The 445-nt window shown below is 57.8% G+C and carries 1 protein-coding gene; it reads right to left on the reverse strand.

Annotated features, from left to right (window positions below):
* The coding region (locus M3152_RS17820) for a 4-hydroxythreonine-4-phosphate dehydrogenase PdxA (protein ID WP_251697190.1) at positions 1-445 on the reverse strand (445 nt) is incomplete at both ends.

Here is a 445-nt window from a genome sequence, read left to right on the forward strand (position 1 = left end):
GTGATATTGACGCCGTCGTAAAAGCCAAGCAGTTTCAGCGGGATATGTCCCTGATCGTGATACATTGCCACCACGATGTCATACTGTCCTTCCTGGCACTGCAGGAACACCGTATCCGGCGGACAGGGGCCAAAAACCTCAATGTCCTGCGCCTGCATCGCCTTCACCGCGGGCGCGACGGTGGTGATCTCCTCGTCGCCGAACAGGCCATTTTCACCAGCGTGCGGATTAACGCCCGCTACCGCAATGCGCGGCTTCTCAAAGCCGACGCGGCGCAGGAAGGTGTCCGCCATGCCAATTACTGTCTCAATGCGCGAGCGGTTCAGCGTGTCGAGGAACTTGCGCAGCGCGATATGCGTCGTGACGTGAATCACTTTCAGCTTATCGGTGTAGAGCACCATCGCGTAATCTTTGGTGTTGGTCAGGTGCGCCAGCAGCTCGGTAT

The organism is Sporosarcina luteola (assembly GCF_023715245.1).
In the GTDB taxonomy this organism is placed as follows: Bacteria; Bacillota; Bacilli; order Bacillales_A; family Planococcaceae; genus Sporosarcina; species Sporosarcina luteola_C.